General features: G+C 60.5%; 24 protein-coding genes. 7 read left to right on the top strand and 17 right to left on the bottom strand.

Annotation, left to right across the window (positions count from 1 at the left end):
* Nucleotides 1–33 precede the first annotated feature (33 nt).
* From ACR3FE_RS01420 to ACR3FE_RS01440, 5 genes are all read right to left on the bottom strand, one after another.
* The gene (locus ACR3FE_RS01420) at nucleotides 34–672 is read right to left on the bottom strand and encodes a zinc metalloprotease (protein WP_458204831.1); all 639 of its coding nucleotides are present in this window, start codon (nucleotides 670–672) and stop codon (nucleotides 34–36) included.
* A complete protein-coding gene (locus ACR3FE_RS01425; RefSeq protein WP_458204833.1) occupies nucleotides 669–2,384 on the bottom strand; it encodes a TraB/GumN family protein in 1,716 nt (571 codons plus the stop codon). The genes ACR3FE_RS01420 and ACR3FE_RS01425 overlap by 4 nt, the downstream gene beginning before the upstream one ends.
* 298 nt (nucleotides 2,385–2,682) lie before the next feature.
* The gene (locus tag ACR3FE_RS01430) at nucleotides 2,683–2,982 is read right to left on the bottom strand and encodes a HalOD1 output domain-containing protein (RefSeq protein WP_458204835.1); all 300 of its coding nucleotides are present in this window, start codon (nucleotides 2,980–2,982) and stop codon (nucleotides 2,683–2,685) included.
* Nucleotides 2,983–3,060: 78 nt separating this feature from the next.
* A complete protein-coding gene (locus ACR3FE_RS01435; RefSeq protein ID WP_458204836.1) occupies nucleotides 3,061–3,405 on the bottom strand; it encodes a DUF7344 domain-containing protein in 345 nt (114 codons plus the stop codon).
* Nucleotides 3,406–3,451: 46 nt separating this feature from the next.
* On the bottom strand, nucleotides 3,452–5,056 hold the full coding sequence (locus ACR3FE_RS01440; RefSeq protein ID WP_458204838.1) for a bacterio-opsin activator domain-containing protein: 1,605 nt from the start codon (nucleotides 5,054–5,056) through the stop codon (nucleotides 3,452–3,454).
* Between the two features lie 86 nt (nucleotides 5,057–5,142).
* On the opposite strand from ACR3FE_RS01440, the gene ACR3FE_RS01445 reads away from it, so the two are divergent.
* Complete coding sequence (locus tag ACR3FE_RS01445) at nucleotides 5,143–5,622, top strand: acyl-CoA thioesterase (RefSeq protein ID WP_458204840.1); 480 nt, start codon at nucleotides 5,143–5,145, stop codon at nucleotides 5,620–5,622.
* Here the strand turns inward: ACR3FE_RS01445 and ACR3FE_RS01450 are convergent.
* Both ACR3FE_RS01450 and ACR3FE_RS01455 read right to left on the bottom strand, forming a co-directional pair.
* Entirely contained in the window at nucleotides 5,619–6,182 is a 564-nt protein-coding gene (locus ACR3FE_RS01450; RefSeq protein ID WP_458204842.1) for an NUDIX hydrolase, read from the bottom strand. The genes ACR3FE_RS01445 and ACR3FE_RS01450 overlap by 4 nt on opposite strands.
* 39 nt (nucleotides 6,183–6,221) lie before the next feature.
* On the bottom strand, nucleotides 6,222–7,355 hold the full coding sequence (locus ACR3FE_RS01455) for a DUF4397 domain-containing protein (protein WP_458204843.1): 1,134 nt from the start codon (nucleotides 7,353–7,355) through the stop codon (nucleotides 6,222–6,224).
* 193 nt (nucleotides 7,356–7,548) lie between these two features.
* On the opposite strand from ACR3FE_RS01455, the gene ACR3FE_RS01460 reads away from it, so the two are divergent.
* A complete protein-coding gene (locus ACR3FE_RS01460; protein WP_458204845.1) occupies nucleotides 7,549–8,013 on the top strand; it encodes a DUF7992 family protein in 465 nt (154 codons plus the stop codon).
* Between the two features lie 18 nt (nucleotides 8,014–8,031).
* Here the strand turns inward: ACR3FE_RS01460 and ACR3FE_RS01465 are convergent, their stop codons facing one another.
* Nucleotides 8,032–8,406 (bottom strand): hotdog domain-containing protein, encoded by a 375-nt coding sequence (locus ACR3FE_RS01465; protein ID WP_458204847.1) that lies wholly within the window; start codon nucleotides 8,404–8,406, stop codon nucleotides 8,032–8,034.
* Between the two features lie 24 nt (nucleotides 8,407–8,430).
* The gene (locus ACR3FE_RS01470) at nucleotides 8,431–9,237 is read right to left on the bottom strand and encodes an extracellular solute-binding protein (RefSeq protein ID WP_458204849.1); all 807 of its coding nucleotides are present in this window, start codon (nucleotides 9,235–9,237) and stop codon (nucleotides 8,431–8,433) included.
* A gap of 117 nt (nucleotides 9,238–9,354) precedes the next feature.
* Between ACR3FE_RS01470 and ACR3FE_RS01475 the strand changes: the two genes are divergently transcribed.
* Entirely contained in the window at nucleotides 9,355–10,995 is a 1,641-nt protein-coding gene (locus tag ACR3FE_RS01475) for a rhomboid family intramembrane serine protease (protein ID WP_458204851.1), read from the top strand.
* Here ACR3FE_RS01475 and ACR3FE_RS01480 read toward each other — a convergent pair.
* Both ACR3FE_RS01480 and ACR3FE_RS01485 read right to left on the bottom strand, forming a co-directional pair.
* Nucleotides 10,992–11,624: an METTL5 family protein gene (locus tag ACR3FE_RS01480; RefSeq protein WP_458204852.1), complete on the bottom strand. Its 633-nt coding sequence runs from the start codon at nucleotides 11,622–11,624 to the stop codon at nucleotides 10,992–10,994. The two genes, ACR3FE_RS01475 and ACR3FE_RS01480, sit on opposite strands and share 4 nt — an antisense overlap.
* Nucleotides 11,625–11,656: 32 nt before the next feature.
* Nucleotides 11,657–12,055: a DUF7961 family protein gene (locus tag ACR3FE_RS01485; RefSeq protein ID WP_458204854.1), complete on the bottom strand. Its 399-nt coding sequence runs from the start codon at nucleotides 12,053–12,055 to the stop codon at nucleotides 11,657–11,659.
* 123 nt (nucleotides 12,056–12,178) lie between these two features.
* Here ACR3FE_RS01485 and ACR3FE_RS01490 point away from each other — a divergent pair, with 123 nt between their 5' ends.
* Nucleotides 12,179–13,108, top strand: a complete 930-nt coding sequence (locus ACR3FE_RS01490) for a hypothetical protein (RefSeq protein ID WP_458204856.1) — start codon at nucleotides 12,179–12,181, stop codon at nucleotides 13,106–13,108.
* A gap of 12 nt (nucleotides 13,109–13,120) precedes the next feature.
* On the opposite strand, the gene dph2 is transcribed toward ACR3FE_RS01490, so the two are convergent.
* Nucleotides 13,121–14,158: a diphthamide biosynthesis enzyme Dph2 gene (gene dph2, locus ACR3FE_RS01495; protein ID WP_458204858.1), complete on the bottom strand. Its 1,038-nt coding sequence runs from the start codon at nucleotides 14,156–14,158 to the stop codon at nucleotides 13,121–13,123.
* Nucleotides 14,159–14,303: 145 nt separating this feature from the next.
* Here dph2 and ACR3FE_RS01500 point away from each other — a divergent pair, with 145 nt between their 5' ends.
* On the top strand, nucleotides 14,304–14,705 hold the full coding sequence (locus ACR3FE_RS01500) for a YlbF/YmcA family competence regulator (protein ID WP_458204859.1): 402 nt from the start codon (nucleotides 14,304–14,306) through the stop codon (nucleotides 14,703–14,705).
* A 120-nt stretch (nucleotides 14,706–14,825) separates the two neighbouring features.
* Nucleotides 14,826–15,335 carry an FKBP-type peptidyl-prolyl cis-trans isomerase gene (locus tag ACR3FE_RS01505; RefSeq protein WP_458204860.1) on the top strand — a complete coding sequence of 170 codons (510 nt, stop codon included), beginning with the start codon at nucleotides 14,826–14,828 and terminating at the stop codon, nucleotides 15,333–15,335.
* A 66-nt stretch (nucleotides 15,336–15,401) separates the two neighbouring features.
* On the opposite strand, the gene ACR3FE_RS01510 is transcribed toward ACR3FE_RS01505, so the two are convergent.
* The 5 genes from ACR3FE_RS01510 to ACR3FE_RS01530 all read right to left on the bottom strand — a co-directional run bounded on the left by ACR3FE_RS01510 (nucleotide 15,402) and on the right by ACR3FE_RS01530 (nucleotide 19,236).
* Entirely contained in the window at nucleotides 15,402–16,871 is a 1,470-nt protein-coding gene (locus ACR3FE_RS01510; RefSeq protein ID WP_458204862.1) for a sulfite oxidase, read from the bottom strand.
* Nucleotides 16,872–16,959: 88 nt separating this feature from the next.
* The gene (locus ACR3FE_RS01515) at nucleotides 16,960–17,511 is read right to left on the bottom strand and encodes a plastocyanin/azurin family copper-binding protein (protein WP_458204864.1); all 552 of its coding nucleotides are present in this window, start codon (nucleotides 17,509–17,511) and stop codon (nucleotides 16,960–16,962) included.
* A 177-nt stretch (nucleotides 17,512–17,688) separates the two neighbouring features.
* Nucleotides 17,689–18,174 (bottom strand): TspO/MBR family protein, encoded by a 486-nt coding sequence (locus ACR3FE_RS01520; RefSeq protein ID WP_458204865.1) that lies wholly within the window; start codon nucleotides 18,172–18,174, stop codon nucleotides 17,689–17,691.
* Between the two features lie 75 nt (nucleotides 18,175–18,249).
* Nucleotides 18,250–18,573, bottom strand: coding sequence for an EthD family reductase (locus ACR3FE_RS01525; RefSeq protein ID WP_458204867.1), 324 nt, complete (start codon nucleotides 18,571–18,573; stop codon nucleotides 18,250–18,252).
* Nucleotides 18,574–18,642: 69 nt separating this feature from the next.
* Nucleotides 18,643–19,236: a YbhB/YbcL family Raf kinase inhibitor-like protein gene (locus ACR3FE_RS01530; protein ID WP_458204868.1), complete on the bottom strand. Its 594-nt coding sequence runs from the start codon at nucleotides 19,234–19,236 to the stop codon at nucleotides 18,643–18,645.
* Between the two features lie 78 nt (nucleotides 19,237–19,314).
* Between ACR3FE_RS01530 and ACR3FE_RS01535 the strand changes: the two genes are divergently transcribed.
* Nucleotides 19,315–19,479, top strand: a complete 165-nt coding sequence (locus ACR3FE_RS01535; protein ID WP_458204870.1) for an HEWD family protein — start codon at nucleotides 19,315–19,317, stop codon at nucleotides 19,477–19,479.

Raw genomic sequence — 19,479 nt, forward strand, 5'->3', positions numbered from 1 at the left:
GCACCGGGCGAGTAAAGGTTTGCCGTTCTCCCGTTAGAAGCGCGGGAACGGCATGAACAGCAGCGCGAATACCGCGAGCAAGAGGAACGGGATGAACGTGGCGACGAAGACCACCGTGCTCCACTTTCGAACCGTATTCCCGTCGAGTGGTCCCCACGGAAGCATGTTGAAGCCCGCGAGGAGGAAGTTGATCTGCACGCCGAGGTGACCGACGAGACCGACGAACGAACCCGTCGGTGTGAACAGCCAGATAGGGAAGAAGAGCGCACCGAGCGCGACGTTCGTCACCGGGCCGGCCAGCGCGATGAGTCCGTTCTCTCGCTCCGTCGCCATTCCCTGATGGTACACTGCACCGGGCGCGGCGAACAGGAAGCCAGCGAGTGCGCTGACGATGGCCAGAAACAGCATCCCGTAATCCGCGCGGAACTCGGCGATCTGGCCGAATCGAATCGCCGTCACCTTGTGCGCGAGTTCGTGCAGGAGGAAACCGACCCCCGCCGTGAGCAGCGAGATACCGAGTGCTCTGACGAATCGACCTGTCGAGACGTCGCCACCGGGCTGGATCGACGACTGGACGAGGCCGGGTTGCAAGAAGAGCGTGAACGCCACACCGAGTGCGACCCACGCGATGAGTAGATCTCGAATCTCGCGCGAACTGAAACGGACGTTCACGTCAGTGCCTCCCAGATGATGTTCGCGCTGTTCTGTGCGCCCTCTATCATCAACCGGGTGATTCCCTCGACGCCGCCCACTTCGGGTCCGAGGACCGGAAGCACGACGAACGGGAAGAGGAAGGTCGCTATCATGCTCCCCAGGTTCGTCATGGCGACGACGGCGATGAGTCGGAAGAGTGGTACGTCGAGCATGCGGGACATGATGTCCGACAGCGGGCTTTCCTCGTCTTTCATTATCTCGTTCAGTTTAGCGATGTCGCCGATGTTGACCTGCGTGTACTTCAGTTCGACGTAGCCCGCGAACCATCCCGGCGCGAGCAGTGGGTTGATGCTCGTCAGCCACGCGATGGCACCGCCGACGATGGCGGAAAGCCAGTGTGCCCCGGCGAGTTTCGCCATCGAGAAGGCGAAGATTCCGTTGAACAGGAACCACGCCGCGAACACCTCGATGAGGAAGGTCTTGCGTACCCCGGCCATCGCTAACAGGATGAAGAAAGCGAGAAACGCGACGGTGACGAAGTAGCCGAACGCCTTGAACAGCGAGAATCGCCGCCCCTTCTCGGTTCCGACCAGCGACTCCATCGGTGGGAGGGTGCTCGGATCGTCGAGATAGCGTTCGATCCCCGCCTGGTGTCCGGCACCGACGACTGCGACGACTCGGTGTCCCGTTTCGCGGAGCGCGACGAGCCGGTGGGCGATGAAAGCGTCTCGTTCGTCGATGAGGGCTTCCGCCCCACCGGGTGAGAATCGCCTGAACTCCTCCATCATCGCCGTGATGACGTCGCCATCTGTCAGGTCTTCGATGTCGAACTCCTCGTCCAACTCCTCTTCTTCCACGCCGGTTCCGAGAAACGCACCACCGATAAGACCGAGGACGACCCCGCCGCCGATGCCGACGGCGAGCGCGGTGAGCACTCGTAGTGAAACCGCACCGATGGATTCGAGCGTCGCCACGTCGACGACGGCAACCGACCCCACGCCGATCGCCAGGCCAGCGACGATCCCGAGGAGGAGTCCACCGCCGAGCGCGATATCGTATCGTCTCGTCGCACCGAGCGAGAGGGAGAACGCGCCAAGTGCGAGTCCCGCGAGTGCGCCCCCGGCCAGTCCCCCGACGAGTTGGAACGTCCCTGCCCCCGCACCGAGCGTGAGCGCCTCGTTCAGCCCGAAGATCGGCGCGATGAAGAGACCGAAGAGCATCGCGAAGAAGACACCCATCATGGCACCGCCAGCGAGTCCGAGAGTGAGTGGGTCCGTCACGCCGAGGGCGAGACTGCCGACCATCCGGAACTTCTCTCGGAGCGTCATCCGCGCCCAGAAGCGTTGAATCGTCATCTGGATGTCGCGGTCGACCAGCGCTACGTCACTGCCCGTCTCCTCTGCCACCTCGATGGCGGCTTTCATATCCGCGCCGGGTTTGATATCGAACTCCTCGCCCATGCGCGCTTGCACGTACGAGAGCATCCAGTAAGCCAGAAACTGAAAGACGGTATTTCCGTGCAGCAAGTCCGAGGGTTCGAGATCGTCCGCCATCTCACCTTGCATCTGCTTGTATCGGCCTTCGTCGAGTTCGACGGCGACGACGTCCGGTCGGTCTTCTTCGACGGCCTCTTCGACACGTTCGACACTCTTCGCTGAGACGTGGGCTGTCCCGACGACTCGTACGCTTCCCTCGCCGCCTCCGGACGACGGCGGGTCCTGGTCGGTCATCACTCACGTTACTCACCCTCCGTTTTTACCGTTATCGGTGACAGGACAATTTTTCCACCCTGTCCGACTCGAATCTGACGACAACGTGTTGTCAGGAGATGCTGACGAAACCGAGACAGGAGTTGACCGTGGCACGACCGAACTGGTTTCCGGGTTTCATCGCCACAGCGACAGTGAAATCATCGAGACGAGACGTGCGGTGGCAGCTGAGAGCGAGACACTGACCGCCGATAGAGTAGTAGCGTCTGCTGACGCAAGGGCAAAGTCACGAGTAACTAACTAGTTCCGAAAAACCGGTCTACGTCTGGCGGCGAACGAGAACCCGACCGTGGCTCTGGACTTCGACTTCGTGGTCGCAGACGACGAACGAGATCGTCCCGGTGAGGGGGCGCATCTCGCCGTTTTCGCGGGGGCCAAAGATCGTTTCGAGCGCATCGACATCGATGACGTCGTGGAGGGGTGGGATGTCTTCTGGAGACTGGCCAGTCGCCGACGCGAGCGTCTCGACGATGGTATGGACGAGTGTCATCTCGCCACCCCACGAGTACTGTGCCGACGCGACAGGTTCTGGGTAGTCTCGAAATACGGAGTCGTTCATTCTCAACGAAAGTGTAGACACGGACAGCCATCGAACTGTGCGTTCAACTGTTGAGTTTTTAAGTGGGGGCAGATACAGCTACGTCGAAACGTTGGAGGGTTCGAGGAAGGGACGGTAGTTCTCGGGAAGCGTGTCGAGTTCGACCGATTCGTCCATTCTATTCCACGTGATGAGATCTTCTGCCTCCAAAATCGGGAGGTGGACGTGAACGAGTGAAGTTCGAATCCGGTCGTCGGTCTCGTGTCCGACGCGGTCGGCGAGTTCGGGGAGGGGAACAGGCTCGTCTGCTGCCTGCAACGCCATCAGCGTTTCACGTCGGTAGCTGTTCGAAAGCACCTTGAAGAGCGTGTCGAGGTCTGCGGCGGCAGCTTCTTTCCATCGACTCCTGTCAGTTTCGTTCTCGGGCAAGGTCTCAGGTGGCACATTCGTAATCACCCACCGTACGGCATTGAATATCAGGGCTAAAGTATTAGCCTCGCTCGTGCTCGTCGAACAGCTCCGAGAGAACCGTGGCCTCCGCGAGTCGAAGATGTTTGTGAAGGGTTGGCGGGGAGATGTCGAGCGATTCGGCGAGCTCTTCACCCGTACTCTCGCGCGGCCAGTCGAAGTAGCCAGCGCGATAGGCCGCCGTGAGGACGACGCGTTGTCGATCGGTCAATCGTTGATCGAGCGTGTCCCGGAACTGGCCACGAGTCTCGACGGGACGTTCGACAGTTCTTCGTGAGACGAGTTCGGTCGTCTCGAAGACGTCTCCCATCGCATCGACGACTGCTCGGATGGACTCCGTTTCAGGAAGGTCGATTTGAACGTAGCTCTCTCCTTCGTCAGACACCGCCGACTTGACGACGCCACCGTAATCCATCAGCGTCGTAAACACGGTCGAGTCTTCGTAGTGGAGTTCTAGCAGACACTCGACTTCACCCTCGCGAACGAGGCGGAGATGTGATACGTTCGGGTACTCAGCCGTGACTTCGATGATGCGTTCCGGGTCGGCACCGTGAACCGAGAGGTACAACAGGAGCAACCCGTCGGAACGGAAGACGGCGTCCTCGAAACGAATAACACAGTCTTCTCGTTCGGAGAGTGCGGTGAAAAATTGCTCGTCGTCTTCTAGTCGGAATTCGAGCTCGACGACTCGTTCTGCGACGAGTGCCTGCCGCGTTTTGACCGCTGAGACGGCGTATCCGACCATCTCCCCGAGTTCAGACAATACCGCTCGTTCGGATTCGTCGAATGCGTACGGCCGGTCGGAGTAGACCGCGAGCACCCCATACACTGTCTCGTTGTGAATCAGCGGGACGGTTGCCATCGATTGGAACCCACATTCGGATGCTGGACCACTCCACTCGTAGTCCCCTCGTTCGATATCCTGGAAGACCTGTATCGCTTTGCTTCGGCCCGCCTTCGCTCCGGGTCCAGTGGAGATGTCGAAATTTGCCTGTCGGAGGAGTTCGACGTACTCTTCGTCGATTCCTGCCCACGTTTCTAGGGATAACTCCTGAAACTGTGGGTCGTATTTGCCGATGAGAGCGAACCGATACGGTTCGGCGTCCGCGAGACGGTCACAGACCGCCTGCTCGATCTCGTCGGTAGATTCCGCCCGGACGACGGCACGGTCGATACTCCGGATGACAGCGTTGATGCGGCGCAATCGTTCCAGTTCGTCTCGTTGTGCTTTCAACTCCGTGTCTCGCTGTTCTCTGGACGATACGTCACGGGCGACACCGACCGTCCCGACGAACTCTCCCTGCTCTCGAACGACCGAGAATCGGAGTTCATACGGAAGTGTCTCACCGTTGGCCGTTCGAATCGGTAGTTCCGTCGTTCGAACCTCGTCCAGGTCGTTGGCTACCTGGTTCCTGATCTCCGTTTCGAGACGAGTTACGTCGTCTTCGTTGACGACGAGCGAGACGTGCGCCCCAAGCAGTTCCGAGCGGTCGTACCCAGTCGCCTCGACGACGGCGTCGTTGACGGCGACGAACCGCCCCTCCACGTCGAGTTGATACACACCGTCTCCGACGGACGAAACCGCCATTTCATCAGAAAGCAGTCTGTTTCCCCACTCCTGACTCATTGAAGACTACAGTCGGTCAACGACGATAACTCTGCCGTGGCGGAGAACTGGGACGAACTAAGTACGACGACCGATTACCACCGACCATGGCAGATACCGCGACGCTGATGGATTCGTACACCGAGATGACCGAACTCCTCCTGCCGAACGATACGAACAATCTCGGGCGGGCACTCGGGGGTGCGGTGCTCCACTGGATGGACATCTGCGGTGCGATCGCGGCGATGCGGTTTTCGAACCATCAGTGTGTCACTGCATCGATGGATCACGTCGATTTTATCTCGCCCATCGACCTCGGTGAGGTAGCGATCGTTGAGGCGTTCGTCTTCGATACCGGTCGAACGAGCATCGACGTGAAGGTGAACGTTCGCGCGGAAGACCCGAAAGAGGGCGAAAAACGAGAGACGACCACCTCGTTTTTCACCTTCGTCGCACTGGACGAGTCGGGAACACCGACGCCCGTACCGGAACTGGAGTGCCCCGACGAGAACCAGGAATCGCTCCGTGATTCCGCGCGAAAAGAACGCATCGAACAACTCCGCGCCGTGGCCGGGCGAATCGATTAATCGCGTGCGCTGACCGACCGATCGCGAAACGACTCGATATCTTCTTCGTACAACGTGTCAGGTAGTTCTGCGAACCACCGTGCATCGTGGATCGTCTCCCCATCGATACCGAGGTCGTCGTCGATAGCCGTTTCCGCGGCGTACCCTCCGAAAAGGACGAACCACCCGGAGACGCTGTCGTCGTCGTGCGTGAACGTCTGGTGCTCGACCGCGAGCGGTCGGTCGAGTTCGACGGATATGCCCGTCTCCTCGGCCACTTCTCTGATACCTGCCTCCGCGAGCGTTTCCACCGGTTCGACCTGCTCCGGATCATCGTCACTCGTCGACCCAGATATTCGTCTAATTTCGCGGCTCCCACCGGGAACGATCCACCCATCGCTCCACCCATTTTGCACGAACAGAACCCGCTCGTCCTCGTCGGTCACGACCACGCCAACCCATCGGTCGTATCCCGATGAGATCGCGCGCTGGACGGTGTCGAATTTCTCGGTATCGAGCGAAAACGTCCGTGTTCCGTGCCGAGCGTCGTCACGACTTCGGATGTCCGATAGCTCGTCCATAGCCGAGCGTCGTGTTGGCACGCTAAAATATTTGATTATCTATGGGTGTTTCGTCGTGGTCTTCCTCTCATCCGTCTTCGTCGTCGTTTCCATCGGTGTCGTCTTCTCCGGTGTCGGTGTCTCCTCCGGCGTCGTCTTCTCCGGCGTCGTCTTCTCTGGCGTCGGCGTCTCTCGTGGCGTCGTCTCTTCCGGCGTCGGTGTCTCCTCCGGCGTCGTCTTCTCCGGCGTCGTCTTCTCCGGCGTCGTCTTCTCCGGCGTCGTCTCTTCCGGTGTCGGTGTCTCCTCCGGCGTCGTCTCTTCCGGCGTCGGTGTCTCCTCCGGCGTCGTCTCTTCCGGTGTCGGTGTCTCCTCCGGCGTCGTCTCTTCCGGTGTCGTCTCCGCGGGAGTCGTCACTCGCTTCTCCTCGAAGACGAAGTCAGCGACGAGGATGAGCTCGAACGGTCTGTCCGGGGCGTCCTCCGGCGCGGCCTCGGGGTCGATGTAGCCTGCCGCGAACGCCGAGTAGGCGGTGCTCTCGTTGAGCGTCACGTCGAACGTCGCCACGACCTCGCCGTCATCGTCCTCGGTCGCGGGCCTGACTTCGAGCGTGTAATCGCCCGCCGGAACTTCGACGTACTCCGTGGCGTTGCGGAACGAGACGTTGTCGAAGAGCGTCGTGTCGGTTCCCTCCACCGTCACGTCGACCGGCGGCGCGTCGGGTGAAACGTGCAGAAGACGCACCGATGCGTTCCCCTCTCCGGGTCTGGTGAAGTTGTCTTCGAAGACGACCGGTTCGAAGGTGGTTTCTGCGTCTTCTGATATCTCGCCTGTCGCCGCGATGGTGAAGTTCGTGTCCGCCTCGAACGAGATGTTGTCCGAGAAGACGACCGCACTCGGGTCGCCTGCGGCGGTTATCGTGACGTTGTGCTCACCTGCCGAAAGGGTGGCGTAGTCGGTTACGTTGCCGAACGAGAGATTCGATACCGCCGTTTCTCCATCGATGAGCACGTCTACCGGCGGCGCGTCCGGCGACATGTGTGCGACGCGAACCTGTGCATCGCCATCGTCCTGGCTCTCGTCGGTACCCGTCATCGCTCCGATCCCGCCAGCCAGCGCACCGATAGCGAGCGAACTGGCGAGAACCAGTGTTACGAGTCCAATTGCTACTGTCCGTGTTGTTCTTGTTCCCCTCATTCCGGGGTACACTCGGGGTTTCGGCGGCATAAAACGCTTAGACCGTCCATTCCTGTAACGACCGCTGTGATTACCGGTAACGCTCGTTTCTGGAGGGACACACCTTCTGACTTGAACGACGAAATCATGGCCTAACCCGGGTTCGGCGGGACAGGGAAGAACCCTTATCCGACCCGTTGCCGTACCCTTTGCCATGGGACTCGACGTGCCAGCCCCGGATGCCCCAACCCTGCGTCCGGAAGCAGACGTGCAGGAGTACGACGACGTGTCGGTGCAGGGAGAAACGAACTACCGGCGAGACGAACTGGAGACGTTCCTCCAGGAGGGCGCGTGGGAAGAAGCATTCAATCAGTGGGCAGAGCACGCCGACCTCGACGAACGCGAGTTCGAGACCGCCCTCGACCTCCAACTGTTCGACGAATACGATTTCTTCTGGGACGATTTTGCAGATAGAGTCGGCTATCACGCCCCCGGTCTTCCGGAGGACTGGAAAGAACGAGATATCCACCCGAACGTCGATTCGTGGAACGCCGTCTCGTCCATCAACGCCGGATTGACCGAACTCGGGCAGGTGGTCTGTGACGTGCTCGAACGCGATTACGTTGACTGGGAGGCGGAGTTCGAAGCGCCGGACGATCTGCCGAACTTCGACCAATGAGTCGCCGCCACTACGCCGTTACCGGAAGATGACGCCCACTGTATCCCCATCGAGGACGACCGACCCCTCCTCGTTTCGACAGACGAACGACACCGTCAGTTCGTGCCGTGTTTCTCGGGTTTCGACGTTCTCCACCACCGTCTCGCAGGTGATCTCCTCGCCGACGTACACCGGTTCGTAAAATTCGAACGTCATCTTTCGGGCGACGAAATCGATGTCACCGCCGACCTTCGTCGGAAGCGTCGCCGTCAACAGGCCGTGAACCATGCGCGAATCTCCTCGGACGTGGTGGCTCCCCTGGTCACCCGAGAGGTCGGCGAACTGCGCCACGTCCTCGTCCGTGAACGTCCGTGAGTAGGTTCTCGTATCGCCTTCTGTTGGAACGTCAGCCATACACAGAGTTCCATGCCCACGGAATTAACCCTTTATCTGGACGTGCGCCGGAAAGCTTTGCGGAACACCGAATCCTGCTTCTCGAAGACGTTCGCGGCCGGAAAACAGTGCTTCGACCCACGATTCGCCGTCGTCTGTCAGGGCGGTCGCAGCGTACTTGATAGGCGCACCGCGAACGGTTCGCTCCGGCAGTTCGACGCTCGCGGTGGCGTAGTGGTCGGCGAGCGTCGGGTTCGAGAAATCGAGTTCGTCGGGAAGCGTGATGTGAGGGATGTCGTGTTCGACGGCCATGTTTCGATAGGCGAACGCAGCGTCGAACGCACCGCCTTCCAGACTCCGGAGCAGGCCAGTCTCGGGGACGATCTTCGTTCGGTCGAGCAGTTCCCGTTCTCCGGCCAGTTCGAGCGCCATCACGGTTCGATAGCCCAGCGGGTCGCGGTCGGGATCGGTTCGTCCGACGACGATATCATCCTGGTGGAGCGCACGTCGCCAGTCGCGTTCGAGTGCAGAAGCGTGTCGCGAATCGGGATCGTAGGCGACGACTAGTGCGTTCGTGGCGAAGAGGGTCGCTCGCGTCGCGAGCCCGGAGACGAGCGTCGGGTCCGCGAGCGCGAGTGCGTCCGGGTCGCGCGCACCTGAGACGACGAGTCGGCGGACGGCGACACTTCCATGTGCTTCGACCGTAGCGTCACCGACATCCGACGCGAGTCGCTGGAGACTTCCCGCGACGAGTACAGAGGTTCCCTCGTCCCCCGCAAACGAGACGGTCGCTGCACCACCACCGATAGCAAGCATCCCGCCAGCGTAGCGAAGAAATCGCCGACGATTCATCGACCGTAACCACGAGTGGGTGCGTGAAAATAGTTGCGTAACCAAATATGGTTACCTACTCGGCCGAGATGACAGAGGACGGGTTCATTTATAATATCGTGGTTACACACACCGGATATGGTGTCGCCGTTCGACGGGTGGCCGGTACAGGTTGGTATCCTGCTCGGTCTGTTGGTATCGATTCTCATCGTCTGGCGGTTAGACCGGCCACGGGGGCGCTGGGGAACCCTGCTGAGAAAGCGGTTCCTCTTCGGTATTCCGTGGGGAACGCTCGTCTCCACTGTGGCTGTCTTCGCCGTCTACCTGTTCGTGCAAGGTGGCTGGAGCCACTGGCGAAACCCCGTCACGGTCGCGTTCGCCTCGTGGTCGTACCTCTACCCAGTCGGTGTGATATTCGGGTCGTTTTCCCACGCTGGCCCAGGTCACCTCATCGGAAACATGACGAGTACGCTCGCGGTCGCACCGCTGGCGGAGTATTATTTCAGTCACTTTCCCACACAGCGCGGCGATTCGTCGTTCTCGTCGTGGCGCTCGAATCCGTGGATTCGGGCGTTCGTGCTGTTTCCACTCGGCGTCTTCGTCATCGGTCTCGGGACGAGCGTCTTCGCGTGGGGACCGGTCATCGGCTTCTCCGGCGTCCTCTTCGCGTTCGTCGGATTCGCACTGGTTCGGTATCCACTCGGTACCATCGTCGCTCTCTCCGCGCAGGGCGTGATTCAGACCGTGTATCTGTCGTTCCGCGATCCACAGGTGATCGGACAGGCCTCGTCCAGCTTTTCGACACCGTGGTGGTTCGGCATCGCCGTCCAGGGGCATACATTGGGTCTGTTCCTCGGTGGCGCTGCCGGTCTATTCCTTCTCCGGAAGCGTCGTGTTCGGGTGAGTGCCCTTCGGATGTGGGCGGGAAGCTTCGTCCTCTTGATGTCGCTCTCGCTGTGGGCGCTGTGGTGGTATCGTGGACTCGACAAGTACGTCCTCTTTCGTGGCCTCGGTGTCGTCTTCGTCCTCGCGCTGGCGATTCTCACGACAGTCGCAGTTCGGACGACGGACAGCAGATCGTTCGGGCCAGGTGCTCGACAGATCGGAACGGTGTTGTTCCTGATTCCACTGGTCGTCATGGCCGGAGTCGCGCCGGTCGTCAATCTCACGACGGTCGATGGCGACGGGACGGCGGGTGTCGATTCCGGCGCGGAGGTTCGGGGCTACACCGTGATGTACGCCGAGAACGTCCCGAACCAGAAGGTGTCTGTCATCGACGTTTCGCTCGGTAGCGAGTCGACACAGGTCAACACGAGCGGCGTCATCGTCGTCAACGAGGATCGGGAGATCTGGTCACGAGAAGTCTCGAAAGGCCGACTCGCCCACAACGGACGGGCCACCGTCAGAGTCGGCGGTGTCGGCTGGGCCGAAGCAGTCAAAGTAAATCGTGTCGGCTGGAGCGCGAGTGGCGGCGGAACTGCGTATCACGTCTGGTTGCGACCCGAGTCGGGGTCGTGGAAACATGCATTCGCATCCGGTCCTGCGACCGCAAATCCCGTGCTCGCGGGCAAGAACGTCTCTATCGTGCCGCAGAATCGCCAGTTCGTAATCCGACTCATGCAGAAGAACAACGCCACGGTCGCTACTGTGCCACTGCCCGACCGGAACTCGTCCGTCACACTTGGCGGCATCGAGTTCAGCCGTCAGAACGGCAAGTTGGTCGCGGCGATAAACGAAACTCGCGTCGTCGTGGCGAGGAAGGAGAGATACGGGAACTAACGCCACACGATCCGGAATACTTCGGCGTCGAGCACTTTTCGCTCGCGCTGCTGAAACGAGAATTGTCGCGAGAGCGGTAGTTCAGCCCGAAATGCGTGGGTCACCGTGCCGCCAGCGTCCGCGACGAACGACTCCACGAACTCCATGCTCCCCTCGTTGTGAATCGAGTAGGAGACGTCTGCGATGTCGGCAGTCGATTCGAGAAACGCCCGGTCTGCGTGTCTGCTGCCTTTCTGTGCGCCGAACGGCGGATTCATCAGGACGGTTATCTCGTCGGTCGTTTGTTCGCCGGGAGCGAAGGGTGGCCGCGTTGCGTCTCCGAGCACCCAATCGATTGCCTCCGTCGGCGCGACTCGTCGTTCGTTCTCCCCGGCTCGTTGGAGTGCTTCGGAATCGCAGTCGAGACCGACGACGCGCTCGGGGTCGCGCGTCGCGGCCCCGAGCGCGAGCATCCCGGTTCCTGTTCCGAGGTCGATGACCGTCTTTCCGGCGATATCGTGATGAACGTCGGCGAGATGAACGAGATGTGCCGCGAGGTCGGCGGGCGTCGGATACTGCTCCAATTCGACCTGTGGGTCGGCGAAACCGGCAACCTCCGAGAGACGACGTTCCAGCGCGCGTTTCCCCATGTGGGGGCAGACGAGTTAGGTAGACGTAAGAATCAGGATTCGAGTGTGAGGGGGCCGTCCAGTTCGAGCGTGATGCCCTCACGGCGGGCACGCTCCTGCAGGGCGGCGAGAGAGGGGCGAACCTTCGATTCGTCTGCCACTTCGTCGAACTCGACGGTGACGGTTCCCGCGCCGAGGAACGCCGCGGTTCTGACGTATTCGCGGATGCGGTCAGCTTCGTCCTGTGTGGCGAACGAGCAGGTCGTATCGAAGCAGGCGTCCACGGTCACGCCTGCGGGGACGAAATCGTTCGCGTCGAGTTCACGCTGCAGTTCGTGCAGTTCGTGACGCGCGGAGGGCAGGGCCGACGCTTCGAGCGTCACAGGCGTCTTGTCCGTGGGTCGGCAGCATTCGATAGCGGTTTCGACGGTGGTGGGGTGAGTCGCGCTCATCGTACTACACCATATCTGCTAAGCATACAAAAAGCTTTGTGTATGTCCAGTAGTAATCTCATAAGTAAAGAGACTATTCCACCCATCTGAAAGTATTTACCGCAGACGGCGGAAAACGGAGCTATGACCCGTCGAGCAGTCCTCACCTCCGTCGGTTCCGTCCTCTTCGCCGGTCGTCTCTCCGAATCGACACCGGGCGGCGTCGGTACGGAACCATCGTCAACGACCACGACCCAAACGTCGACGACCCGAAAAACGTCCACGACGGCGAAGGACCCGACCCTCCAGTTCCCGGACGAGAATCACTGTCCCCCATTCGGCGACCGACGAGTCGTCTGTTACGAGAACGCCGATCCGGAGACGACTCTCCCCATGGAACCCTCGAAGGGGAACGCAAGTCTCCCGAAAGCGACCCTCTCGTTCACCCTGACGAACGAGACGGGTGCGACGTTCACGACGAACTACTACCACTGGAACGTGTGGAAACAGGTGGACGGCGAGTGGTTCCGCGTCGCACCGAGGATGTGGCCCGAACCGGCTATGATGCTCGGATCCGGGGGTTCACACACGTGGAGTCTGACCGTCGACAACTCCGACCTCGGACGAGCACTGCCGCGGGCGGAGGGAACCGAGAGCCTCACCCTCGCCGGACTCGGCGGCGGCACCTACGCATTTGGAATCTCGGGGTGGTTCGAAGGGGAGAACGGCACGGAAGGTATCGGCGTCGCAGCCAGATTCGAACTCGATGGCGACCCACTCGAACTCGCGCCCACGGACGACCTCGAAGTGGTCGGGACGGACGATGGCGAAAAACACGTACGCTCTGAGCATTCGAGCACGACCTACGTCGCCACGCGAATCGAGGACTCAAAACATGACACAGTTCGGAAGATTCCGGAGCAGATAGTTCGGATGACGCCACTCCGCAATCTACTCGCGTCGTTCGAAGACGGGGGGAACAGTGTGCGACTCGACGGTCGAGATTCCTACCTCACCGAAACGCGTGTGTACGAATACGATGGAGCGACCTACCGAATCGAAGAACGAGAATGACTATTCGCCACGCTACCACGTGCCGTGGAAGGTGTCGAATTCGAGCGCGTCGAGGGGTTTGTTGCCGACCGCGATCTCGTACTCGCCGGGCGTGAGCATCGGTTTGTGGAACTGCGGGCCGTCGTCAGTGGTGATGCGCGGACAGCCCGTGTTGACGAAGGCGTCCATGTTGAAGTTCCGCAGGCGGTCGGGCGTCACCTCGTCCATCGTGATGAGATAAGCGTCGTCGTTGTCGTCGAGGATGTCCTGGGCGATCTCCCAGCGGCCTTGCCCGATCTTCGTGCAGAAGATGACGCCCCACTTCTCGGCGTCCATCGCTCGGTGGACTGCGCCGTATCGCTGCTTCATGAACTTCTCCGTGTCGGCGACCGTGACGACGTTGTTCACGGGGTCGGCGATGACGACGTTCTTGTCGGGGTGTTCCATCGCCAGTCCGAGCGGGTGGAACTTTCCGCCGCCGACGTAGAGCACCTGGTCGGCATCGATGTCTGCGGAGGCGTAGTTACAGCCGAGAACCTGCCCCTCGTGAGTGAGTCGGTCGTCACCCTTCCGGGTGTGGACGTCGAAGCCGCGGTCTTCTAACCACTCGCGCATCTCCTCGAAGCGGTTCATGTGCTGGGCGGTCGTAACGAGCCCGATGTCTCCGACTTCGAGTTCCTCCACGGCCTCTTCCATGATGGGGAACACGTCCACGTTCGAGAACAGAGGGACGTAGATGACCTTGTCCGTGTTCTTCATCGGCGAGTGGCCGAAGTGGACGAACACGTCGGTTCGTTTCATGAGGAAGGTATCGAGGTCACAGGCACCGTAACAGGGTTGGCCCGAGAGGAGTATCGTCACGTCGTCGGGGAGCAGTTCGCGCAGGTCGTCGGCCACCTTCGGCCCTCGGCGCTTGAGTCCCTCGGGGAACTGCAAGCCTACCTTCTCCGCGTCGCGTTCCTCGACCGCGTCGATGATGCGGTCGAGTTCGTAATCCCACTCCCGGTCGTGTTTGAGGGACATCCCCGTCTTCCGCAAGTCCCCCTCGCTGTACTCGCTCTCTTGGCTCATTGTACTCCTATTGCGACCGAGAACTTTTAACCCCGGCGTTCCGGGATTCCGCGCACGAGTGTTCTACCGAGGCCACGAAACGATGGTTTCGCCAACTGTCGTGCCATTCGGCACACCTAAACGCTTCCAGTCCGAATCGTGGCGCATGAGCGTCGACACGAAACCGGAGACGAGCGACGAGAAAGCGACCCTCGATGAGATGGCGACCGAACTCGGCGAAGCGATCGCAGAAACGCCGGAATACCAGCAGTTCGAAGCGGCGAAAGCGGCGGTCGAGAGCGACGAGACGGCACAGGAGAAGGTTCGGGAGTTCGAGCAACTCAGACAGGAGTTCATGCTCGCGCGTCAGACCGGCGAGGCGACCCAAGAGGACGTGACGAAGGTACAGCAAGCCCAGGAGGACCTCCACTCGCTGCCGGTGATGGAAGAGTATCTCGAAGCGCAAGACGTTCTCACGGAACGACTCGAAGAACTCAACCGTGCCGTCTCCGAACCGCTGGCGGTCGACTTCGGCGGGCAGGCCGGTGGTTGCTGTAACGACGAGTAATCCGACCCGGCTCCCGTTCTGCTCTTCTCTCTCGAAGCGTCTCGACCGCCGTGAGCGTTCGACCAGTCACGTCGCACGAACTACCCAAGCAGTGAAGGGTCTCGCAGTCGTGTCTGGTCTATGGTCGATTCAGGCCGTGTCGCGGTGGTTCACTTCGTCGGACGACTCGAAGATGGGTCGGTGTTCGACACGACGGACGTCGACGTAGCACTCGACTCCGGAATCTATCACGACCACCGCGATTACAAGCCACTGGAGTTCAGGGTCGGGGAGGAGAAGGTCATTCCGGGGCTCGACGAGACGGTACAGGAGATGGACGTCGGTGAGACTCGAACCGTCGAGATCGAACCGGAACGAGCGTTCGGCGAGCATCGAAACGAAAACATGGTCGAGTTTCCCCGCGACGAACTGGAAGCACGAAGCGAACTGACAGCCGAGAAGGGCGAACTCGTGCAGAGCGAGACGGGCGATACAGGGTGGATAATCGACGTCGCGGACGAGACGGTGACGGTCGATTTCAACCACGAACTCGCTGGCGAACCGATAGAACTGGAGGTTCGCGTGTTGGAAGCTCACGGCGGAGATGGCGACGGTGCAGAAGACGGAAAGGGGACCAACGACGAGGGTTAGAGCCTGGCGGCGACGATCAGAAGCCAACGACGTTGATGAAAGACCGGCGGCGACGATTAGAAACCGCTAGTTGCCACCGTCGGTCGTGGTAGTCGGCCCCCCGGTCGTCGTAGTCGTGGTTTCACCGGTCGTCGTCCCATCTTGCCCACCGCCGTCGCCCTGCTGGACGGTCACGTTCACCCCGAGGGGTTCGTAAGCCGTCGCACCGTAGCCATCGACGTTCCACGGATACTTGTCGTCAGTGATGGTCTGCAATCCCTCCTCCGGGCTCGAGATGGTCGCCGGTTGGGTGCGATCTTGTTCGTCCGTCGCTCGTGAGTAGATGGTGTGCTCGCCCGGACTCGGGTTTTGCCAGACGTAACGGAACTGTCGCCACGAGTACGGCCCCATCGCCGGTCCGAAGAACTCGGCATCGTTCCACGACTCCCCGCCATCGGTCGAGACCTCGACGGACTCCACGCGGTCGTCGCCCGCCCACGCGACGCCGACGACTTCGATCTGATTCCCTGCACCCGGTGAGACGGTCGCTCCTTGCCCCGGATAGCCGATGAGGGATTTTACGATCTGGTCGTACATGTACGGTTGCCCGATCTCCTCGACGTCCATCTGGTCTTGGGTGTCGAAGGTGTCGATGGTTCTGTTCTGTTGGAGCTCCTCGTCTTCCGGGATGATGCGGTAGGAGTACTGTTGCCAGTGGGTGAATAACCGTTGGTCGCCTTCCTCCCACTCGTCACCGAACACCATCATCTCCATGACGTGCATCCGATCGACCCACTTCACGTTGTTGTTGCCGAACCAGCCCGGAACGAGCAGTCTGACCGGGAACCCGTGGTCGTCGTTCATCGGTCTCCCGTTCATCTCGTAGGCCAACAGGCAGTCTTCCATCACCTTCTGCATCGGGATCGACCGCGTGAAGATGTCCTCACCCTCGGGGGCCTCACCGCCCATGACCGACAGCCACATCCCATCGTTCGTGTTCGCACCGTATCGCTCCAGAATCTCACTGATGGGCGTCCCCGTCCAGACGGTGTTGCCGACTGCGCCGAACGTCCACTGGTTGCCCCCGACCTGCGGGTCGAAGTACGACCGTCCGTTACCCGAACACTGCATCGTGTGCGTTACCGTTCGCGTCGAGTAGTCGTTGCGTATCTCGTCCATCGACAACTCGACTTCCTCGTCTACCATCCCCGTCAACGAGATCGTCCACTCGCTCTCGTCGATGGTCGGCGTCGGATAGTGGTTGCGGATGTAGTGCTCTTCGCGCGGCGTGATGAAACTCTCGTAGGTGCTGAGACTCGCGGCCTCCGCGTTCTCCGGTTCCGGCGAGAGGATCCGCAGACCCGGGTACTGTTCTTCGAGTGGTTGTTCCCCCTGTCCTCCTTGCTGAGTCGTGGTGGTCGTAGTCGTCGTCTCTTGCGCTCCGGCGTCACCTGAGAGCACGCTCACGCCCGCCAGTGTTCCGGCGGCCATCAGGTATCGGCGTCGGCTCAAATATCGGTTCCTCACAGCGTCTTGTCGTTCCCCATCCCCCGACATACTCGGAGTAAGTCTACACGAACTGGCATAAAACTCCGTCTCGCGTCGAAATCTCATCGTTCTTAATAGAATGGTGACGGCGAGAGAACTATTCGGTGACAGTCACTGTACCCACCATCCCCTGTCCTGCGTGCGGTGCACACACGTACACGTACTCGCCCGGCACTGTGAACGTGTGTTCGTAGGTCGTCCCTACTTCGTTGATGCTGTAGTGGGCGTCACCCTCGTAGGAACCGAAGGGTTCCGCATTCTCGGGGATGCTGATCTTCTCGGACGCCCCCGGTTTCGTGGTCACGTTGTGCCCCGCGCTCTCGAACGTCCAGCGTACCGTCCCACCGACCGAAATCTCGACTTCCTCCGGCACGAATCGTAATCTCCCTTCCGGCCCGGCAGCTACGTCGACTATCTCGCCGGACGCTCCGCCAGTCGTCGTCTGCTCCGATGTGGTCGTTTCTTCAGTCGTCGTTTCCGGAGTCGTGGTCTCTTCGGTTGTCGTTTCTTCAGTCGTCTCCTCTGTCGTCTCGGTGAACGGCTGTTCGGTCGTCTCTTCGTCTATCGGTGCCTCGGGCTGTCCCGGACACCCGGCTAACGACGTGACTCCTGCGACACTCGCGTAGGTCAGAAACTTTCGTCTGTGCATTTCCCCACCCGGAAACCTGTTCAGCGTACGGAAGAATAAGAACTCCGACGCGGTTCACGTCGCTGACCCGCGAAGAAATCAGTTCGATCGATACGTCGTCAAATATGTATGGTTGTCAACTCTGGCCTCCATATCGTCGACTCCGACCGCCACGATATCAGTTCGGTCACCACACAGTCAGTTCAGTCGCCAGAGTTCGTAGTTCAGCAGGGTGGCGAAACTCACCCAGAGCAGGTACGGAACGAGCAGGAGGGTGGCCCTGCGGTCGACACGGGCGAACGCGACCATCGTGGCGACGATAGCGACCAGCAGGGCGAGGATGACGACGAGACCGCCTGCGGGCCAGCGCATCCCGAAGAAGACTAGCGTCCACGCCGCGTTGAGTGCGAGTTGGACGGCGAAGATGGCGAGCGCGACTCGGCTCCCTCGTCGCCAGACGAGAAAGAGGGCGACACCCATCAACAGATAGAGCGTCGTCCAGACCGGGCCGAAAACCCAACTCGGAGGCGTGAACGCCGGTTTCGAGAGCGTGGGATACCACGTCGCCACGTCGCTCGCGGTGAGGATGGACGGGACGATGCCAGCCAGTTCGCAAACGACGATACTGGCGAGTAATGAGGGGAGGTCGTCGCGTGAGAAGGACGGTCGCTGGACAGTCTCCATAGGCAATGTACGGTGCGAAAAAAGGTCGTCTTTTCGGTGAGTGAGCTGTTCGGGTTTCGATTACTCGACGGTTTATTATTCCGTGTCGTCTACCTGCACCGTCTCTTCGACGATGAGCGTCGGCCCTGCTCCCATGTCGAGGAACTCCGCAGCGTCCGCCATCACGCGCTCGCCCTGCTCCGAGTCGAAGGCAGCTTTCATGTCGGCGGTCGAGTCGAAGTACAGTTCGAGGACGCCGTCGTAGCCCGCCTTCTCGGGGTCTTTCGAGACCGAGGTGACGTACTTTCGCAGGCCCGGGAGGTCTTTTGCGATCTCCGAATGTTCGTTCAGCCAGTAGTCTTCGAACTCCTCGTGGGTCGTTCCCTCTTTGCGTACCAGCAGATCGACCATCTTCATCATGGCACCTGAATCCGTGTTCGCCGTGAACTTTGCTGTATCGACTGGTGATCGGAAAATTTGCGCTGAGCGTCAGTTGCGCCCGAACTCGCCAGTGAAACGAGTTCTCCCGATGCGAACCCCCGCGATCACGTCGAGCAGGGCATCTTTCGTGGCACCTGCCCCGAGACTCGGTCTGCGTTCGAGGACGTACAGCGTGAACCGGTAGGTGTGCGGGCCATCGGCTCTCGGCGGGCAGGGGCCGTCGTAGCCGATATTCCCCGCGTCGTTCTCTCCTTGTCGTGCGCCGCCGAGGTCTTCGACCACCTCCATCTGTGGGACATCCTTCGGAATCTCGGTCGTGTCCGCAGGAAGATCCCACAGGAGCCAGTGGGTGAAGGTTCCCCCCGGCGCGTCCGGGTCGTCCACGATGATTGCGAGCGATGCTGCTTCGTCGGGCACCGACTCGATTTCGAGTCGCGGCGACACGTTTTGACCTTCACAGGTGAACTCCCTCGGAATCCGTTTGCCGTCTTCGAACGCAGGCGTGCTGAATCCGGTCGATAGCTCTCGTGTGGTGGTCTCCGTTACAGTCTGTACCCGTGCGCGTCCCCGGAACCCCGCACAACCCGACACCCCGACGCCGACCCCACCCATGGCCCGGAGAAGTGTTCGTCTCCCGAGCATCCCATTGAGATACGAGATGCGTGGTAAAATGCCCTGTTGCCGTTCACTTAAGTAGCCTCACATCCTTCTCTCTTCCCGATGGTGGAACTCAACCGGCCCGATCGACGGCAGTGCACGCGGTGTGGCCGTGAAGACGAGTGGGACGAGTCGAACCACAACTGGGCGATATCCGGACAGGAGGGCAGACCCTTCTGCATCCACGAGTGGGACATCAACGGCACGTACAACCCCATCACCGAGTGA

Source organism: Haladaptatus rarus, assembly GCF_054177585.1.

Excerpts from the sequence above, each read along its gene's own strand:
- ACR3FE_RS01425 (WP_458204833.1), bottom strand. The coding sequence starts at position 2,384 with ATGACCGACCAGGACCCGCCGTCGTCCGGAGGCGGCGAGGGAAGCGTA.
- ACR3FE_RS01430 (WP_458204835.1), bottom strand. The coding sequence starts at position 2,982 with ATGAACGACTCCGTATTTCGAGACTACCCAGAACCTGTCGCGTCGGCA.
- ACR3FE_RS01440 (WP_458204838.1), bottom strand. The coding sequence starts at position 5,056 with ATGAGTCAGGAGTGGGGAAACAGACTGCTTTCTGATGAAATGGCGGTT.
- ACR3FE_RS01445 (WP_458204840.1), top strand. The coding sequence starts at position 5,143 with ATGGCAGATACCGCGACGCTGATGGATTCGTACACCGAGATGACCGAA.
- ACR3FE_RS01450 (WP_458204842.1), bottom strand. The coding sequence starts at position 6,182 with ATGGACGAGCTATCGGACATCCGAAGTCGTGACGACGCTCGGCACGGA.
- ACR3FE_RS01455 (WP_458204843.1), bottom strand. The coding sequence starts at position 7,355 with ATGAGGGGAACAAGAACAACACGGACAGTAGCAATTGGACTCGTAACA.
- ACR3FE_RS01460 (WP_458204845.1), top strand. The coding sequence starts at position 7,549 with ATGGGACTCGACGTGCCAGCCCCGGATGCCCCAACCCTGCGTCCGGAA.
- ACR3FE_RS01465 (WP_458204847.1), bottom strand. The coding sequence starts at position 8,406 with ATGGCTGACGTTCCAACAGAAGGCGATACGAGAACCTACTCACGGACG.
- ACR3FE_RS01470 (WP_458204849.1), bottom strand. The coding sequence starts at position 9,237 with ATGAATCGTCGGCGATTTCTTCGCTACGCTGGCGGGATGCTTGCTATC.
- ACR3FE_RS01475 (WP_458204851.1), top strand. The coding sequence starts at position 9,355 with ATGGTGTCGCCGTTCGACGGGTGGCCGGTACAGGTTGGTATCCTGCTC.
- ACR3FE_RS01480 (WP_458204852.1), bottom strand. The coding sequence starts at position 11,624 with ATGGGGAAACGCGCGCTGGAACGTCGTCTCTCGGAGGTTGCCGGTTTC.
- ACR3FE_RS01485 (WP_458204854.1), bottom strand. The coding sequence starts at position 12,055 with ATGAGCGCGACTCACCCCACCACCGTCGAAACCGCTATCGAATGCTGC.
- ACR3FE_RS01490 (WP_458204856.1), top strand. The coding sequence starts at position 12,179 with ATGACCCGTCGAGCAGTCCTCACCTCCGTCGGTTCCGTCCTCTTCGCC.
- dph2 (WP_458204858.1), bottom strand. The coding sequence starts at position 14,158 with ATGAGCCAAGAGAGCGAGTACAGCGAGGGGGACTTGCGGAAGACGGGG.
- ACR3FE_RS01500 (WP_458204859.1), top strand. The coding sequence starts at position 14,304 with ATGAGCGTCGACACGAAACCGGAGACGAGCGACGAGAAAGCGACCCTC.
- ACR3FE_RS01505 (WP_458204860.1), top strand. The coding sequence starts at position 14,826 with ATGGTCGATTCAGGCCGTGTCGCGGTGGTTCACTTCGTCGGACGACTC.
- ACR3FE_RS01510 (WP_458204862.1), bottom strand. The coding sequence starts at position 16,871 with ATGTCGGGGGATGGGGAACGACAAGACGCTGTGAGGAACCGATATTTG.
- ACR3FE_RS01515 (WP_458204864.1), bottom strand. The coding sequence starts at position 17,511 with ATGCACAGACGAAAGTTTCTGACCTACGCGAGTGTCGCAGGAGTCACG.
- ACR3FE_RS01520 (WP_458204865.1), bottom strand. The coding sequence starts at position 18,174 with ATGGAGACTGTCCAGCGACCGTCCTTCTCACGCGACGACCTCCCCTCA.
- ACR3FE_RS01525 (WP_458204867.1), bottom strand. The coding sequence starts at position 18,573 with ATGATGAAGATGGTCGATCTGCTGGTACGCAAAGAGGGAACGACCCAC.
- ACR3FE_RS01530 (WP_458204868.1), bottom strand. The coding sequence starts at position 19,236 with ATGCTCGGGAGACGAACACTTCTCCGGGCCATGGGTGGGGTCGGCGTC.
- ACR3FE_RS01535 (WP_458204870.1), top strand. The coding sequence starts at position 19,315 with ATGGTGGAACTCAACCGGCCCGATCGACGGCAGTGCACGCGGTGTGGC.